The 12,988-nt window shown below is 74.4% G+C and carries 15 protein-coding genes; 4 read left to right on the forward strand and 11 right to left on the reverse strand.

From position 1 onward, the window contains the following. Positions 1-52 precede the first annotated feature (52 nt). The 4 genes from M2302_RS07900 to M2302_RS07915 form a co-directional block, all read right to left on the reverse strand. The gene (locus tag M2302_RS07900) at positions 53-535 is read right to left on the reverse strand and encodes an SRPBCC family protein (RefSeq protein WP_088959981.1); all 483 of its coding nucleotides are present in this window, start codon (positions 533-535) and stop codon (positions 53-55) included. Between the two features lie 139 nt (positions 536-674). After that, positions 675-884 carry a DUF397 domain-containing protein gene (locus M2302_RS07905; protein WP_210774230.1) on the reverse strand — a complete coding sequence of 70 codons (210 nt, stop codon included), beginning with the start codon at positions 882-884 and terminating at the stop codon, positions 675-677. 153 nt (positions 885-1,037) lie between these two features. Continuing rightward, entirely contained in the window at positions 1,038-2,237 is a 1,200-nt protein-coding gene (gene fahA / locus M2302_RS07910; protein WP_280837266.1) for a fumarylacetoacetase, read from the reverse strand. Next, a complete protein-coding gene (locus M2302_RS07915; RefSeq protein WP_280837267.1) occupies positions 2,234-3,091 on the reverse strand; it encodes a hypothetical protein in 858 nt (285 codons plus the stop codon). Before M2302_RS07915 ends, fahA begins: the two co-directional genes overlap by 4 nt. A 94-nt stretch (positions 3,092-3,185) precedes the next feature. Here M2302_RS07915 and M2302_RS07920 point away from each other — a divergent pair, with 94 nt between their 5' ends. Further along, positions 3,186-4,352, forward strand: a complete 1,167-nt coding sequence (locus M2302_RS07920) for a cupin domain-containing protein (protein WP_280837268.1) — start codon at positions 3,186-3,188, stop codon at positions 4,350-4,352. 7 nt (positions 4,353-4,359) lie between these two features. On the opposite strand, the gene ispF is transcribed toward M2302_RS07920, so the two are convergent. Genes ispF through M2302_RS07935 form a run of 3 tightly spaced genes read right to left on the reverse strand, consistent with a single transcriptional unit; the run spans position 4,360 to position 6,095 of the window. Then, complete coding sequence (ispF, locus tag M2302_RS07925; RefSeq protein ID WP_280837269.1) at positions 4,360-4,842, reverse strand: 2-C-methyl-D-erythritol 2,4-cyclodiphosphate synthase; 483 nt, start codon at positions 4,840-4,842, stop codon at positions 4,360-4,362. Between the two features lie 16 nt (positions 4,843-4,858). Then, entirely contained in the window at positions 4,859-5,554 is a 696-nt protein-coding gene (gene ispD, locus M2302_RS07930) for a 2-C-methyl-D-erythritol 4-phosphate cytidylyltransferase (protein WP_280837270.1), read from the reverse strand. A gap of 55 nt (positions 5,555-5,609) precedes the next feature. Then, positions 5,610-6,095, reverse strand: a complete 486-nt coding sequence (locus M2302_RS07935; protein ID WP_088959974.1) for a CarD family transcriptional regulator — start codon at positions 6,093-6,095, stop codon at positions 5,610-5,612. Positions 6,096-6,422: 327 nt separating this feature from the next. Between M2302_RS07935 and M2302_RS07940 the strand changes: the two genes are divergently transcribed. Next, positions 6,423-7,160: a hypothetical protein gene (locus M2302_RS07940; protein WP_280837271.1), complete on the forward strand. Its 738-nt coding sequence runs from the start codon at positions 6,423-6,425 to the stop codon at positions 7,158-7,160. 83 nt (positions 7,161-7,243) lie between these two features. Here the strand turns inward: M2302_RS07940 and M2302_RS07945 are convergent, their stop codons facing one another. The 4 genes from M2302_RS07945 to M2302_RS07960 form a co-directional block, all read right to left on the reverse strand. Further along, complete coding sequence (locus M2302_RS07945) at positions 7,244-7,867, reverse strand: hypothetical protein (protein WP_280837272.1); 624 nt, start codon at positions 7,865-7,867, stop codon at positions 7,244-7,246. Between the two features lie 88 nt (positions 7,868-7,955). Beyond that, positions 7,956-9,023 (reverse strand): 3-oxoacyl-[acyl-carrier-protein] synthase III C-terminal domain-containing protein, encoded by a 1,068-nt coding sequence (locus tag M2302_RS07950; RefSeq protein ID WP_280837273.1) that lies wholly within the window; start codon positions 9,021-9,023, stop codon positions 7,956-7,958. 192 nt (positions 9,024-9,215) lie between these two features. After that, entirely contained in the window at positions 9,216-10,382 is a 1,167-nt protein-coding gene (locus M2302_RS07955) for an acyl-CoA dehydrogenase family protein (RefSeq protein ID WP_280837274.1), read from the reverse strand. A gap of 41 nt (positions 10,383-10,423) precedes the next feature. Continuing rightward, a complete protein-coding gene (locus M2302_RS07960; protein ID WP_280837275.1) occupies positions 10,424-11,182 on the reverse strand; it encodes a methyltransferase domain-containing protein in 759 nt (252 codons plus the stop codon). 45 nt (positions 11,183-11,227) lie between these two features. On the opposite strand from M2302_RS07960, the gene M2302_RS07965 reads away from it, so the two are divergent. Further along, positions 11,228-12,070, forward strand: a complete 843-nt coding sequence (locus M2302_RS07965; protein ID WP_280837276.1) for a UbiA family prenyltransferase — start codon at positions 11,228-11,230, stop codon at positions 12,068-12,070. 141 nt (positions 12,071-12,211) lie between these two features. Beyond that, entirely contained in the window at positions 12,212-12,964 is a 753-nt protein-coding gene (locus tag M2302_RS07970) for a hypothetical protein (RefSeq protein WP_280837277.1), read from the forward strand. The last annotated feature ends 24 nt before the right edge of the window (positions 12,965-12,988 follow it).

The following is a 12,988-nucleotide window of genomic DNA, read 5'->3' on the forward strand; positions in this document are numbered from 1 at the left end:
CGAGGCAGCCCGCCGCCGCCCCGCGCAGGTCGCAACGGCGGGGTGCGGCGGTTCAGGCGGCCTCGGCGCCGCTGGCGCGCCGGGCGGCGGCGGCGAGGTCGGCGAGATCGCGCCGGATGGCTCCCTCCACCGCCCGCGCGGCCAGCCCGCCGAAGAGCAGCGCGACCACCCGCCCGTACGGGGCGATCGGCACCGCCTGGTGCTCCACGGTGACCGCGGTGCAGCCGCGGCCCCGACGCCGTACGGTGCGCAGGGTCCAGGTGATCCGGTAGTCCACCCCGATGCCGGGGGAGCTGAGCACGAGTCGGTGCGGCGGCCGGGCCTCCAGCACCACGAACTCCTCCGCCTGGTCACCGCCGTCCGGCCTGGTGCGGGTCTCCCGCCAGGCGGTGCCCGGCCCCAGCCGGCCCTGGGTCAGCAGCTCCACGCCGCCGACGGTGCAGAGCCAGTCGGCCCGGACCGGCAGGTCGACCAGGAGCGCCCACACGTCGTCGGCCCGCGCCTCGATGAACTCGGTGACCGTGACCGTCGACATGACACCTCCCGTGGCGTCCACGGTACGGCGCGTGAGGGCGCCACGGGGGGTCCTGCGGTGGAATTTCCGTCACCGGTGCCCCGGATCGGGGCACCGGTGCGGTCCCGCGGCGCGGATCAGGCCCGGGGTCAGGCGCGGGTCAGGGGCGGAAGCCACCCTGGCGGATCGCCCCGACGAACGCCGTCCAGCCCGGCGGGCCGACGACGAGCACCGGCCCGTCCGGGTCCTTGGAATCACGTATCCCGACCACACCCCGGTCGCGTGCGAGGTTGTCCGCCACCTCCACGCAGAGCCCTTGATCGTTCGACCGACTACTGGTGCGCCAGACCGCGCCCACGAGATCGTCCATGCTCGTACCTCCTGTCCGCTGGATGAGCCATGCCGGTCACGACCCACGCCGCCCCGGGACGGGACGGCGTGGAGTGGTGACCGAATCCGGTCGATCAAACGCGGCAGGAGGGCCGGCCGGTCGCACAGCCGGTGCGACCGGCAGATACGCGACTCAGCGGGCCGGCAGGATCCGCCCGGTGACCTCGCCCAGGGCGACGGTGGTGCCGTCCGGGCCGGGGGCGGTGGCCCGGATGGTGACGGTGTCGCCGTCCTCCAGGAAGGTGCGGGTCTCGCCGCCGCCGACCTTGACCGGCTCGGCGCCGCCCCAGGTCAGCTCCAGGAACGAGCCGACCTGGCCGCGGTCCGGACCGGACACGGTGCCGGAGGCGTAGAGGTCGCCGGTGCGCAGCGAGGCTCCGTTGACGGTGAGGTGGGCGAGCTGCTGGGCGGGCGTCCAGTACATGGTCGCGAACGGCGGTTCGGCCACCCGCTCGCCGTTCCACTCCACCGCGAGGCGCAGGTCCAACCCCAGGTGCGGGGTGTCGCGCAGGTAGTCCTGCACCGGCGGGTCCTGCTCCGGCGCCGGCACGAACGCGTCGGCGAGCGCGTCCAGCGGGGTCACCCAGGCCGAGATCGAGGTGGCGAAGGACTTGCCCAGGAACGGGCCGAGCGGCTGGTACTCCCAGGCCTGGATGTCGCGGGCGGACCAGTCATTGACCAGCACCACACCGAAGACATGGTCGGTGAAGTCCGCGGCGGCGACCCGGTCGCCGAGGGCGCTCGGCACACCGACCACGAAGCCCACCTCGGCCTCGATGTCGAGGCGTACGGAGGGGCCGGCGGTCGGGCCCTGCGCGGTGGCGCGCTGCCCGGTGGGGCGGACCACCGGGGTGCCGGAGACGACCACCGTGCCGGCCCGGCCGTGGTAGCCGATCGGCAGGTGCTTCCAGTTCGGCAGCAGCGGCGGCTGGCCGGGGCGGAAGATCTGGCCGACGTTCGAGGCGTGGTGCTCGGAGGAGTAGAAGTCGACGTAGTCCGCCACCTCGAACGGCAGCAGCAGCTCCGCCTCGTCGAGCGGGACCAGCAGCGGCTCCACCGCCGCGCGGTGCGCGGTGTCGGTGAGCAGTTCGACGATCCGCTGCCGCACCGCCGTCCACTGCGGACGGCCCAGCGCCATGAAGTCGTTGAGGGTGGGGCGACCCAGCGCCCCGGCGGCGAGCACCAGGCCGGCCGCCTCCGCGCCGGCCAGGTCGAGCACGAAGTCGGCGACGCGTACGCCGATCCGCGGCCCGCGCCCGCCGGCCCGGAACACCCCGTACGGCAGGTTGGTCACCCCGTACGGCGAACCGTCCGCACCCGTCACCCAGCTCATCGGTCGTCTCCCACGTTCACCAGCCCCAGCCGGATCAGATCGGTCAGTGGTTCCAGGATGCTGCACGAGCCGAAGCCGACCCAGAGCGGGCGCTCCTCGTCGCGCCGCGCCCGCGCCTGCTCGACCAGGGGCAGCGGGTCGGTCGCCGCGAGCAGGGCGGCGACGCCGTCCACCTCGGCGCCCCGGGCGGCGGCGAGCGTCGCGGCCAGCACGTTGCCGAAGCCGTGGTGGGTGAAGCCGGTCTCCGGGTCGAGGTGGCGCAGCGCGTGGTGCAGCCCGGCGGTCAGCTTGAACGGCAGGCCCCGGTCGCGGCAGGCGCGGATCACCGCGGCCAGCTCGACCGGGGTGGGGAAGAGTTCGGCGGCCAGTCCGCCGGTGCGGAACTTCGCCGCGACCGGCAGCCCGTCGGCCCGCGCCGCGGCCAGGGTGTCCAGCGCGCCGGTGAGCCCGAAGGTCAGCGGGACCTCGGCGTAGACGTCGACGCCGGTCAGTCGCTCGGCGAGCTTCAGCAGCTCGGCCAGGCCGGGCTGCGGGTCCTCGCCGCGCTTGGCGACCGCCGCCTCGACCTGGCGGGCGGTGATCCGGGGATCAGTCCCGGCGAGCGCCGCGTCGAGCTGCCCGATCGGCAGGTCACCGATGACGCCGACGGCGATCCGTTCGCCGGGGCCGAGCAGGTCGGCCAGGGCCGGCAGCGTCGAGGCGGGCAGCAGCAGCGGGCCGACCAGGTCGGCGTACCAGGCGGCGCGATGCTCGCGGTGCGCGGCGACGGCGTCCGGCAGGGACGCGCTACCGGGCGGGAAGACGGCGGCGTCGTCGACGAGGCCGGCGAAGAGGCGGGGCACCTGCGTTGACACGAGACAAGAATCTACGGGACGCTACAAGGAACGGACAACAGCGTCCGATTATCGGACGTCATCGGCCGGAGAACGGGACATAACGGGAGGCGACATGCCGTACTACCGCAGCGTCGGCGAGGTGCCCCGCAAGCGGCACACCCAGTTCCGCCAGCCCGACGGCAGCCTCTATGCCGAGGAGCTGATGGGCCAGGAGGGCTTCTCCTCCGACTCGTCCCTGCTCTACCACCGGTACGCGCCCACCGCGATCGTCGCCGCCGAGGAGTTCACCCCGCCGGCGTACACCCGGGTGCCGAACCTTCCGCTCAAGCCGCGCCACCTGCGTACCCACAAGCTCGACGGCACCGGCGCGGACCCGGTCCTCGGCCGGCGCTACCTGCTGGCCAACGACGACGTGCGGATCGCGTACGTGCTGGCCGACCGGCCGTCCCCGCTCTACCGCAACGCCACCGGCGACGAGTGCCTCTACGTGGAGGCCGGCACGCTGCGGGTGGAGTCGACCTTCGGCGTGCTCGACGCGGTCGCCGGCGACTACGTGATCATCCCCACCTCCACCGTGCACCGGCTGGTGCCGACCGGCGACGCCCCCACCCGGCTGCTCGCCGTCGAAGCCAGCGGCCACATCGGCCCGCCGAAGCGCTACCTGTCGGTGCGCGGCCAGTTCCTGGAGCACTCGCCGTACTGCGAGCGGGACGTCCGGGGACCGGACGCCCCGCTGCTGGTCGACGGCACCGACGTCGAGGTGCTGGTCCGCCACCGGCGCGGGTGGACGAAGCACGTCTACGCCAACCACCCGTTCGACGTGGTCGGCTGGGACGGGCACATGTACCCGTGGGCCTTCTCCATCCACGACTTCGAGCCGATCACCGGCCGGATCCACCAACCGCCGCCGGTGCACCAGACCTTCCAGGGCCCGAACTTCGTCATCTGCTCGTTCGTCCCGCGCAAGGTGGACTACCACCCGGACGCCATCCCGGTGCCGTACAACCACCACAACGTCGACTCCGACGAGATGCTCTTCTACACCGGCGGCAACTACGAGGCCCGGCGCGGTTCCGGGATCGAGCAGGGCTCCATCTCGCTGCACCCGTCGGGCTTCACCCACGGGCCGCAGCCGGGTGCGGCGGAGCGCTCCATCGGCGTCGACTTCTTCGACGAGCTGGCCGTCATGGTGGACACCTTCCGCCCGCTCGACCTCTGCGACGCGGCCGGCGAGTGCGAGGACGAGGGGTACGCCTGGACCTGGTCCCGGCGCCCCTGACGGCTGCTCAGGCGGTCGGCGCCTCGTACACCAGGGCCACCGCGACGCCGGCGAGCCCCTCGCCGCGTCCGGTGAAGCCGAGCCCGTCGCTGGTCGCGGCGGAGACGGTGACCGGCGCGCCGACCGCCGCGGAGAGCACCCGCTGCGCCTCCTCCCGGCGCGGCCCGATCTTCGGACGGTTGCCGACCACCTGGACCGAGACGTTGCCGATCTCGAAGCCGGCCGAACGGACCCGCCGGGCCGACTCGGTCAGCAGCGCCACCCCGGAGGCGCCGGCCCACTCGGGCTGGTCGACGCCGAAGTTCGCGCCGAGATCACCGAGCCCGGCGGCGGAGAGCAGCGCGTTGCAGGCGGCGTGCGCGACCACGTCGGCGTCGGAGTGACCGGCCAGGCCGTCCTGGCCCGGCCAGTGCAGTCCGGCCAGCCAGCAGGGCCGGCCGGGCGCGAAGGCGTGGATGTCGGTGCCGACGGCCACCCGAGGAACGATCATGAGCCGAGGGTACGCGTCAGAGGCCGGCGGCCAGCAGGTGCTCGGCGAGCGCGAGGTCGAACGGGCGGGTGACCTTCAGCGCGTATTCCGAGCCGGGCACGCAGAACACCGGTACGCCCTGCTTCTCGACCAGCCCGGCGTCGTCGGTGAGCGAATCACCCGCCACGGCGTGCGCGGCGGTCAGCACGCTCCGGCGGAAGCCCTGCGGGGTCTGCACCGCGCGCAGCGCGGAGCGGTCGACGGTGCCGAGGACCACCTCGCCCGCGCCGACCTCCTTGATCGTGTCGACCACCGGGAGCACCGGGATCACCGCGTGGTGCCCGGCGCGGACCGCCCCGGCCACCGACTCGACCAGCTCCGGTGGGGTGAGCGCGCGGGCGGCGTCGTGCACGAGCACGATGTCGGGCCCTGGTGGCACGGCGGCCAGGGCGGCCGCCACGGACGCCTGCCGCTCCGCACCGCCGGGCACGACCAGCACCGGTGCCACGGGTGCCAGCAGCCGCCGAACCGCATCCAGTTCGGCCGCCGGGGCGGCCACCACGATGGTGTGCACCGACGGCGCGGCCGCGATCCGGCGTACCGCGTGCACCAGCAGCGGCTCGCCGCCCAGCAGGCGCAGCGCCTTCGGCGCGCCCGGGCCGAGGCGTACCCCGGCACCGGCCGCAGGCACGAGGACCGCGACGTCACCGCGCGGGTTCAGCTGCGCGGTCACGTCGCGGTCCTGGTGGTTTCTTTGCTGCGGGACGGGTACGACGATGCTGTGGGGACTAGGCCTCGCCCAGCACCTTGTCGAGCAGCGTCTCCGCCTCGTCCTTGGTGCTCTTCTCGGCCAGCGCGACCTCGCCGACGAGAATGTCGCGGGCCTTGGCGAGCATGCGCTTCTCGCCCGCGGACAGGCCCCGCTCCCGCTCCCGGCGCCACAGGTCGCGGACGACCTCGGCGACCTTCAGCGGGTTCCCGGAGGCCAGCTTCTCCAGATTCGCCTTGTAACGCCGCGACCAGTTGGTCGGCTCCTCGGTGTGCGGTGCACGGAGCACGTCGAAGACCTTGCCGAGGCCCTCTTCGCCGACCACCTCGCGCACGCCCACGATCTCGGCGTTCTCAGCGGGCACCCGGACCGTCAGGTCACCCTGCGCGACCCTCAGGACGAGGTATTCCCTGGGCTCGCCCTTGATGACCCGAGTCTCGATTGCCTCGATGAGTGCGGCCCCGTGGTGGGGGTAAACAACGGTCTCGCCGACACTGAAAACCATAGGTTCGAAACCCCTTTCGCTGTGTCTAGGGTAACACGCTCAGGCACCGATGTCTCACCGCTGTCCTGACCGTTGGCGCAGCTCAGGGGCCCTGTGAGAGGTATTTCTTCAGCTTGACAGGCAGTCAAACCGATGGTTCGAGCACGCTCCGTGACGAACGGATGACAACCCGGTACGGATGATCGGAGCGTGGATTTCTCGGGCTACGCGCTTTTCCCATGGTAGCCCGGCAGCGCCCGGCCCGCCCAGGTCTGGCGGCAGGAGGAGCGGTGCGGGACGCTGGAGGGGTACCGCTGTCCGCTCACGAGCCACTTCCCCGGGGGTCCGATGGGCATGCCTGACGCAGAGGGCCACGGCCCGTCCGACGGGCTGCCCGACCTGCCACCGGAGTGGGGTCGGGTGGTCGTACCGGACGACGCGTCGGCGCTGGCCGAAGAGGCCGAGCAGCTCCGTCGCGAGCTGCGGCGCCGCACCTCCGGCGCGCGCTGGCGCCGGCGGTTGGGCCTGACCCCGCGCGCCGACGGCCGGCCACCCCTCGCTCTGCCCGTGCTGATCCTGGTGGTGGCCCTGCTCACCACCATCGGCGGCCTGCTCGCCGTCACCTGGCCCCGCTCGCCCCGGGGCACCGAGCGGCCCACCGTCCTGCCGTATCCCTCGTCCACCTCGCCCGGCACGCTGACCGGCCGGCCACTGCCGGCGCTGGACCTGGTCGACGCCGGCCAGTCGCCGGTGCCGCTGCGGCGGCTGCTGCCCGCGATGATCATCCTGGTGGACGCCTGCGCCTGCGTCGAACAGGTCGCCGCGGCGGAGGCCGCCGCACCCGCCGGAGTCTCGGTGGTCACCGTCACCGGCGGTCGTACGGTCGGCCCCGACCCCGTTCCCGGCGGCCCGGTACGCGCCCTCGCCGACCCGGCCGGCGGCGTACGGGCGGCGCTGCACCTCGACCCCCGCCCCGGCATCGCCACCGCGCTGCTGGTCGACCGCTCCGGCACGGTCCAGCGGGTGATCCCCGACCTGGCCATCGCCGGCGACTACCGCGCCGACCTGAGCCGTCTGGTCCGCTGACCCCGACCAGGCGGTCGCGGTCGCGGATCGCGGTACCCCACACCCGGGGCGGCCGGTCGTGCGGCAGCGCCGGGCGGCCCTGCTCAGGGCAGAGCGACCAGTTGCGCGGCCACCTCGACCGGCCTGGGACCGACGGCGGACAGTTCGATCCGGGTCGGCGCCACCTGCTCGGGCGTAAGGAACTCCGGCTCCATCGGGTGGGGCAGATCGAGCTGACCCAGCTCACCGTCGCAGGTCGACTGGGCGGTGTTCATGGTCGGACCCTGGATGATCGAGATCAGCAGCTCGCCCGGGCCGGTGCAGCGGTACTGCAGCAGGTGCCGTGCCCCGTCTGCCAACGACTCCCGGCGTACCGGTTCCTGGCCCGGGATCAAGGTCAGGCGCTCCCGCAACAGGGTGTCGGTGAACCGGGGCAGCGCCAGGTCATCGATGTCACCCGGCAGTTCGGTCGCCTCGATGACGCGGCCGCTCCCGTCGATCCGCACCCGGACGGCCGCGTCGGGGTGCGCGGCCAGCACCTCGTTGAGGGTCTCCGGCGAACGGGACGGGACGACACCGCGCGGTGGCGGGCTCGTCCCCACCGCCACCCCGCGCGGGCCGGTGGCCGGAGCCCCGGCCCACCACCACCAGCCGCCCGCCGTCACGGCGAGCAGCGCCGCCGCCGCCAGCAGGCCGCCGCGCAGCCGATCGTCCCGCCGGTCATCCATCCGGCGAGCGTAACCAGCCGCCACCGAACCCGCCGGCCCGTCGGAGGGCTTCCCGCCCGGCGCGCCCGGAGGACCGGCGAGGGTGGGTTCAGGAACGGCGTTCCAGCAGGGCGGCGTAGAGGGTGAGGCCCGGCCCGAAGGCCAGCATCACGATCCGCCGCGGCGGCACGGCAGCCCGCACCAGCCGGTCCAGGATCAGCAGCACCGTCGGGGACGAGCAGTTGCCGTGCTCGTCCAGCGTCGCCCGGGAGGCGGCGAGGGCCTCCGGCGGCAGGGCCAGCTCGCGTTCCACCACGTTGAGGATGCGCGGGCCGCCAGGGTGCACCGCCCAGCCGTCCACCTCGGCGATGCCCGTGCCGTGGCGGGCCAGCAGGTCGACGACCAGCCCGCGAACGTGCGTGGAAAGCACCTGCGGGACCTTCGGCGACAGGCCCATCCGGAAACCGGTGTCGGTGACGTCCCAGGTCATGTGGTCGGCGGTGGAGGTGTCGGTGACCGAGGTGACCTCGCGCACCGCGTACCCGCCGGGCGATCCGGGGCCGGCCGCGCCGGGGACCACCACCGCGGCGACCGCGGCGTCGGAGAAGAGTGCGTGCGAGACGATCTGCTGGGTGTCCATCCGCGCGCTGGCCGGCTGGATGTGCAGGCTGGTCAGCTCGGCGCAGAGCAGCAGCGCCGGGCGCCCCCGCGCGGTGACGAAGTCGGCCGCCGCGCCGAGCCCGGGCAGCGCGGCGTAGCAGCCCATGTGCCCGACGAACATCCGCTGCGTGTCGGGGGCCATGCCCAGGTCCCGGGCGAGCAGGATGTCCAGCCCCGGCGTGGCGTAACCGGTGCAGGAGCAGACCACGAAGAGCCCGATGTCGCCGGCGGCGAGACCGGCCGAGGTCAACGCCCGACCCACCGCCTCCTTGCCCAGCGGCAGCGCCTCGACCTGGTAGCGACGCATCCGGCGCTCGGTCGGCCACTCGGAGACGTCCTCCAGCAGCGGGTTCACCGCCGCCTGCCGGCGGGTCACCCCGGAGTTGGCGAAGATCCGCTCGGCCAGCGCCCGGGTGGTGCCGGAGAAGTGCCGGGAGAAGAAGCCCTCCCAGAGCTCGTCCTGTGCGGCGCCCGGCGGCTGTGCCGTACCGAGTCCCGCGATCACTGGTACGGCCATGTCCCCCACCTCTCGTCCACGACTGCACGCCCGGCGACCGCCCCCGCCCCAGGAACGACCACCCCCACCGCCTTCACCGTGCCGCCTCCCGCTCGGGCTGCGGGGCTCGCAGACCCGGCGAACTCCTCGCCCTCACCCCTGCCGCCCTCCGTTCGGGCTGCGGGGCTCGCAAACCCGGCGAACTCCTCGCCCTCACCAACGAGGGGTCGATCCGTCGCGATCCGGGTCCCCGCCCAACGCCGCGATGCCGAGCCAGTCCGCGCAGACGTCCGAGGTCGCGGGGTGCAGCGAACCGCAGCGGGCGTCCCGGTAGAGCCGTTCCAGCGGGTGGCCCCGTCGGGTCGCCGACGTGCCGGCCGCCTCCAGCACGGACGCCGCCACGTCGGCCGCGGTCGTGCCGGCGAGCAGCTTGGCCCGCCAGACCCAACGGTTGGTCTCGGCGTCACCGGGGGCCTCGTCGACCCGGCGCGCCGCCTCCGCCACCACCAACTGCGCCGCCGCCACCGCCGCGTCGGCCCGACCCAACCTGGCCCGTACCGCCGGCAGGCCGCCCAGGTTGCGGGCGTTCAGGTGCTCGGCCGCCGCGTCCACCGCCGCCCGGGCCACCCCGACGTAGACGGCGGCGTAGCTGGCCACCAGCCAGTGCGGCATCAGCTGGGCCACCACCAGCGCCAGCCCCTCCACCCCACCGAGCAGCCGGTCCGCCGGGACGGTCACGTCCAGGTGCAGGTCGTGCGAGGAGGTGGCCCGCATGCCGAGCGAGTCCCAGGTCGGCTCCACGGTCAGCCCCTCGCCGGCCGGCACCAGGAACTGGGAGACCACCGACTGGTCGGCGGCGCTGCGCGCGGCCACCAGATAGCCGTCCGGGTGCCCGGCGCCGGAGCAGAAGGTCTTGCTGCCCTTGAGGTGCCAGCCGCCGTCGACCGGCTCGTAGACCGTGCTGAGCTGGGACAGCCGCGCGCCCGCGCCGCGTTCGCTCATCGCGACCGCGTACCAGGAGCCCTCGGCCGCCGCGCGGAGCAGGCGGTCCCGGGCGGCCAGCGCCTCGTCGGGTACGCCCAGCGCCTCGGCCAGCTCCTCGGTGACCGCGCCCAGCGCGCCGGTGACCGAGGCGTGCATGTTGAACACCAGCGCGGTCGCGCCGTTGCCCCGGGCCAGCTCGATGGCGACGGCCGCGTACTCGGCGAAGGTGGCGCCCGCCCCACCCAGCTCGCGGGGCACCATCAGCCCGAAGAGCCCGGCCTCGCGCAGGTCGGCGAAGTCGTCCACGGGGAACGAGCCGTCCCGGTCGTGCCGTGCCGCCCGCGCGGCGAACCGCGGCGCCAACCGGCGGGCCGCCGCCAGCGCGTTCACCGTCATGTCGCCCCCTCCTGCGTCCCTGTACCCCCCGCGCGGCCCGGTTACCCGTGCCGCACCCCGTGCCCCTGGTAGAGCACGGCGACCGACCGGGTCGGCTTGATCCGGGGCTGCCGCCCGTCGACCGTCGGAGAAGGACGGCCGCGGGCCCGCCGGACGAGCCAGGCCAGCGTTCCACGCAGGCTCGGTCGGATGCCCCGGATCCACAGGTGGACCCCGTGTCGCGCGCACTCGGTCACCAGCTCCCGAGCGTCCACGAACAACCGTGGATCGTGGATGCCCCGGGGGACCGTCGGCAGCCGCTCCCCGATGCGTACCGCCAGCAGCCGGGCCAGCGCGGTGTCGTTGAGGGTGTCCAGCACCAGCAGGCCGCCGGGGCGCAGCAGCCGGCACGCCTCGGCAACCACACGCCGCCAGTCCGGTACGTGCTCCAGCAGCTCGCCGGCGGCCACCACGTCGGCACAGCCGTCGACCAGCGGCACCGCCGTGGCGTCGCCGTTGACCACCGTCACCCCGTGCGCGGCGGCCTGCTCCAGCGCGGACCGGGTCAGGTCGACCCCGACGTGCCGGTAGCCCTTGCCGGCCAGGTGCGGGGCGAGCAGCCCGGCACCGCAGCCCAGGTCGACCAGCAGGGCGTCGGGCCGGGTGGCGGGCGGCACCAGGGCGGCGCGGGACCGGGCCAGCCAGTGCAGCATGGCGAACGCGCCGTCCGGTCGCCACCATTCGCCGGCCAGGTCGTCGTACTGGCGGGGGTCGTTGGGGGGCAGGACGCGCGGCGGAGTCGACACGGGACCGTTCCGCATGGACCGAGCGTGGCACGACTCCCCGGTAACGACCAGACTTCCCTTATGTCGTCGACGGTGTTAGGGCTGGTCAGGGCGAGCCATCCGGAGCCGTCCGCGGCGGTCACCGCGGTCTCCGGTCTGCTCGCGTGGGGGGCCGGGCACTCCCCGACCGGCGTCGCCGCGGTCACCGCGACGGTGCTGGCCAGCCAACTCGCCGTCGGCTGGACCAACGACGCGCTGGACGCCGGGCGGGACGCCGCGGTGGGGCGTACCGACAAGCCGGTCGCCGCGGGCGCGGTGAGCCGGCGCACGGTGGCGGTGGGCGCGATGCTCGCGGCCCTGGCGACCCCGCTGCTGGCGCTGACCACCAACCCGACCGCCGCGCTCTGGGTCACGATCGCCCTGGTCTCGGCGCTGCTCTACGACTGGCCGCTGAAGTCCAGCCCGGTCTCCGTGCTGCCGTACGCGGTCTCCTTCGGGTCGCTGCCCGCCTTCGTGGTGCTGGCCCTGCCCGGCGCGCCCGCGCCACCGGCGTGGCTGGTCGCCGCCGGGGCCTGCCTCGGCGCGGGGGCCCACTTCGCCAACGTCCTGCCGGACCTCGCCGACGACGCGCGCACCGGGGTGCGCGGGCTGCCGCACCGGCTCGGTCCGGCGGGCAGCCGGGTCGCCGCCGCCGCGCTGCTGCTGGCCGCGACGGTCGTCCTGGTCGTCGGGCCGCCCGGGCCGCCGTCCTGGCTGGGCCTGTCGGCCGTGGCGGCCGCCGCCGTGGTGCCACCGCTCGGCTGGTACGGCGGGCGGCGCGCCGCAGGCGAGGCCGGCGGACGGCCGGTGACGGCCTTCCGGGCGGTGATGGTCGTGGCCCTGATCGATGTGGTGCTGCTGGTCGCGAGCGGTCGGGTGATCTGACCGGCACCCGGCCAGGTGGCAATACCGGGTCGCCGTGCGACCGTCGATCAGCCCCAACTACCCTGGAGCGCGGTCTGCGCGGGTATGACCACCCCGCGCCCGGGGTACGGCCGGGTGGGGATCGTGACGAGGAGGACCGACGTGACGCGCTCGATCAGGGGTTCCCGGCGGGCGGCCCTGCTGCTGTCCGGCATGGCGGCGGCGACCGCCCTGCTGGCGACGGGATGCGGGGCCGGCCAGGTGGCCGAGACCGCCAACAAGGCGCCGTCGATCCAGGGCATCAACGTCCAGACTCCGGACAACGCCTACAAGGTGCGCGGCCTCTACGTGGAGTATCCCGGCACCGAGGGCCTGCGCACCGGCGTGAACGCCGCGCTCAACGCCGTGATCTACAACGACACCCGGGACCCGGTGACCGTGACCGTCACCACGGACAGCGCGCGCGAGGTCGTGATCACCGGCAAGCCGGGCTCGACGCCCCCGCCGGAAGGCACCGCGCCGTCGGCGAGCGCGTCGCCGCACGCCGAGAGCCCGTCGCCGCACGCCGAGAGCCCGTCGCCGTCCGGCTCGGCCTCGGCCAGCCCGTCGGAGAGCGCCTCGGCCAGCCCCTCGGCCCCGGCCGGCCAGCCGGCCCGCTTCGAGATCCCGGCGCAGAGCTACGTGCAGCTCAACGTGCAGGGTGGGCGTTACCTCCAGCTCGTCGGGCTGACCGAGGCGCTGCGCGTCGGCCAGCAGGTCAACCTGACCTTCGACTTCGGCAACGGCAGGACGATTCAGACCGGCGCTCCGATCGGCGTGCCGCTGACCCCGGCCGCCCCGGTCTCCCCGATCATCGAGCGCGAGGGCGGCCACGAGGGCGGTGGCGAGGAGGGCGGCTCCGGCCACGGCGGCTGATCCCCGCACGGAACTGTCGACACC

This window comes from Micromonospora sp. A200, from assembly GCF_029893845.1.
Classification (GTDB): Bacteria; Actinomycetota; Actinomycetes; order Mycobacteriales; family Micromonosporaceae; genus Micromonospora; species Micromonospora purpureochromogenes.

Excerpts from the sequence above, each read along its gene's own strand:
- M2302_RS07900 (WP_088959981.1), bottom strand. The coding sequence starts at position 535 with ATGTCGACGGTCACGGTCACCGAGTTCATCGAGGCGCGGGCCGACGAC.
- M2302_RS07905 (WP_210774230.1), bottom strand. The coding sequence starts at position 884 with ATGGACGATCTCGTGGGCGCGGTCTGGCGCACCAGTAGTCGGTCGAAC.
- fahA (WP_280837266.1), bottom strand. The coding sequence starts at position 2,237 with ATGAGCTGGGTGACGGGTGCGGACGGTTCGCCGTACGGGGTGACCAAC.
- M2302_RS07920 (WP_280837268.1), top strand. The coding sequence starts at position 3,186 with ATGCCGTACTACCGCAGCGTCGGCGAGGTGCCCCGCAAGCGGCACACC.
- ispF (WP_280837269.1), bottom strand. The coding sequence starts at position 4,842 with ATGATCGTTCCTCGGGTGGCCGTCGGCACCGACATCCACGCCTTCGCG.
- M2302_RS07935 (WP_088959974.1), bottom strand. The coding sequence starts at position 6,095 with ATGGTTTTCAGTGTCGGCGAGACCGTTGTTTACCCCCACCACGGGGCC.
- M2302_RS07940 (WP_280837271.1), top strand. The coding sequence starts at position 6,423 with ATGGGCATGCCTGACGCAGAGGGCCACGGCCCGTCCGACGGGCTGCCC.
- M2302_RS07945 (WP_280837272.1), bottom strand. The coding sequence starts at position 7,867 with ATGGATGACCGGCGGGACGATCGGCTGCGCGGCGGCCTGCTGGCGGCG.
- M2302_RS07950 (WP_280837273.1), bottom strand. The coding sequence starts at position 9,023 with ATGGCCGTACCAGTGATCGCGGGACTCGGTACGGCACAGCCGCCGGGC.
- M2302_RS07955 (WP_280837274.1), bottom strand. The coding sequence starts at position 10,382 with ATGACGGTGAACGCGCTGGCGGCGGCCCGCCGGTTGGCGCCGCGGTTC.
- M2302_RS07960 (WP_280837275.1), bottom strand. The coding sequence starts at position 11,182 with ATGCGGAACGGTCCCGTGTCGACTCCGCCGCGCGTCCTGCCCCCCAAC.
- M2302_RS07965 (WP_280837276.1), top strand. The coding sequence starts at position 11,228 with ATGTCGTCGACGGTGTTAGGGCTGGTCAGGGCGAGCCATCCGGAGCCG.